The 2,493-nt window shown below is 73.9% G+C and carries 3 protein-coding genes; 2 read left to right on the forward strand and 1 reads right to left on the reverse strand.

All coding sequences use genetic code 11. The features are described 5' to 3' along the window. Nucleotides 1-598, forward strand: a 598-nt coding sequence (locus tag IH13_RS0120605; RefSeq protein ID WP_063837471.1) for an HNH endonuclease family protein, incomplete at its 5' end; no start/stop codon positions are given. Between the two features lie 427 nt (nucleotides 599-1,025). Beyond that, the gene (locus tag IH13_RS0120610) at nucleotides 1,026-1,487 is read left to right on the forward strand and encodes a DUF4232 domain-containing protein (protein ID WP_051835884.1); all 462 of its coding nucleotides are present in this window, start codon (nucleotides 1,026-1,028) and stop codon (nucleotides 1,485-1,487) included. 199 nt (nucleotides 1,488-1,686) lie between these two features. On the opposite strand, the gene IH13_RS0120615 is transcribed toward IH13_RS0120610, so the two are convergent. Then, nucleotides 1,687-2,493 (reverse strand): DUF4190 domain-containing protein (locus tag IH13_RS0120615; RefSeq protein WP_031086571.1); only part of this gene is annotated, 807 nt, incomplete at its 5' end.

Consider the following 2,493-nt stretch of genomic DNA (forward strand, 5'->3'; position numbering starts at 1 on the left):
GTGTATAAGAGACAGGCTCCAGGCCGCCGAGGCGCTGCCGGTGAAGGGCCGGGCGCCCAAGACCGGGTACGAGAGGAAGGCGTTCGGCTCCGCGTGGGTGGACACCGACCGCAACGGCTGCGGTACCCGCGACGACATACTCGCGGCCCAGCTCGACGCCGTCTCCCGGGACGCCGACGGTTGCAAGGTCCTCAAGGGGGTGCTCGACCCCGACCCGTACACCGGGACCCGCATCACGTTTCAGCGCGGGGCCAGCAAGGTGGACATAGACCACCTCGTCGCCTTGTCCGACGCGTGGCAGAAGGGCGCCCAGAAGTGGAGCGACGAGAAGCGGCGGGCCTTCGCGAACGACCCGCTCAACCTCGTGGCCGCCGACTCGTCCACCAACCGCCGCAAGGGTGACGGGGACACCGCGACCTGGCTCCCGCCGAACAAGGCCTACCGCTGCACCTATGTCGCCGGGCAGGTCGCCGTCAAGAAGAAGTACGAGCTGTGGGTGACGCGGGCCGAGCGCGAGGCGATGACCGAGGTCCTGGCGGGATGCCCCGACCAGAAGCTGCCCACGGGCGGCAACCCCACGGAGGCTCCCAGCCGTTGAGCCGGCCATGAGCCGACGGGCGGGCTCCCCGCTTCTGCCTGACGTGACGGCACGGAACCGGGGGCGACCCCCGCTCGCGGGACGTCCCCGGTCCTCCCGGGGTGGTGCACGCAACCCCTGGCGCGCCCGGCCCGCCTGCGTGCGCGAAGACCTGGCCGGCCGGGCGCACTTCCCGCGCGTCCCGGCCCGCCTCCGCGTCCCGCCTCCGCGTCCCGCCCCGGCGGCCTCGGGCCGGTGGCCGCCCCGGGCTCCGGCTGTGCCGGGCCTGTGACATTCCCCGGGCGGAAGGGCGGGCAGGGATGGTGGCGACCATGGTCCTGACGGAGAACGCGCGCGGGACAGCCCTAAGGCAAGGAGTGTTCATGATGCGCACGAACCGACAGATCGCCGCCGTCCTCGCCGCCGCCGTGCTGGCGGGGCCGCCGCCGTGCTGGCGGGGGCGGTCGGCGCGGGAGTCGCCCAGGCCTCACCGGCGGGCGGTGGTGGCGCGCCCTCGGCCTGCCGGCCGGCCAACCACCTCGCGAAGATCACCGACGCGCCCGGCAGCGCCGGGCACCGCCACTACCGCGTCACCCTGACCGTGCCGTCCGGGTACGACCCGTGCGAGCTGGCCGGTTCGCCCACCGGGGTGCGGTTCTCGGACCACGGTGCGGACCGTGGGATCACCGCCGGCCGTTACGGCGACCAGGGGACCGTGGTGACCCTCGGACCGGGCCGCCCGGTGCACTTCGACATCCAGGTCCCCGATGACGGCCGCGGCGTCGCGGCGGACGAGGCGTCCTTCACGCTCCAGGCCCCCGGCGGGGAGATCCCCGGTACGTCCGTCGCCGAGGGCCGGCTCCAGGTGGCCGCCGGCACCCTCGTCGGTCCGGTCCGGCCGGGCGCCTGACCCCTTCGCCCGGCTGTTTCCCCGGGAAGGGCCCGGCTGTTGCCCGCCCGGTCGCGGGTGCCCACCGCGCCGGGCGGGGGCGGTCCTTCCGGGCCCGGTCCTCGTCCGCCGCGGTGACCCCGAGGTGCCGGGCCGACCCGGGCGGGGACCGGCACCGCGGTCGCGTCCCGGGCCACGCCTCCGCGGTGCGTGAGCACCGTCAGAGCTTCAGCTCCCACTGGCTCGCGTCGTGGTCGAAGTCCGCGTTGACCTCGACGGTCAGGGTCTTGGCGCCCGCCGGGGCGTCGAAGGCGTACTCCGCCGTGATCTTCTTGCCCGGGAGGACCGTCCCGGTGAGCCCTTCGCCGACCGTGTCGTCGTAGATCTGCTCCGCGTTCACGCCGTCCTCGCCGGCCCGGGCCTCCAGGGTGACGAGCGCCGCGTCGAACTTCTCCTTGCCCTTGTTCTCGATGACCACCGTGACCGAGTACGCGTCGTTGCCCTTGGTGTGGCCGATCGCGAACTCGCCCGCGGTGAAGGCGGCGGGGGCGTTCACCGTGATCTCCAGGCCGTCGTCGTACACGGCCGAGTCGCCCTCCGCCAGGGACTCGCCCTTCTTGGGGGCGTCCTCACCCTTCGCGTCGTCGGCGGCGCCGTTCGGCCTGGCGGAGGCCGAACTGCCCGAGAGTTCCTTGTCGATGCTCTTCACGGCGTCGTCCACGGCCTTGAAGGTGATGACCACCCCCACCACGGCGAGGATCAGCGCGACGATGCCGAGCACGGCGCCGAAGGTGGCCGCCCCCTTGTTCGTCGCCTCTCCGCGCTTGACGCGGCCTCTCCCCGACAGGCCCAGGATCAGCGCGATGAGGCCCAGGATCCCGGCCAGCCAGAAGAGGAGCGGGATCAGGCCGGAGACGGACCCGATGATGCCCAGGACCAGCGCCGCGATGCCGAGACCGTTCCGGGCGGGACGCGCCCCGGGGGTGTGGGCGGGGGCGTAGGGCGGCTGGGACTGGGGCTGCGGCGG

The organism is Streptomyces sp. NRRL WC-3549, from assembly GCF_000721935.1.
Lineage (GTDB): Bacteria > Actinomycetota > Actinomycetes > Streptomycetales > Streptomycetaceae > Streptomyces.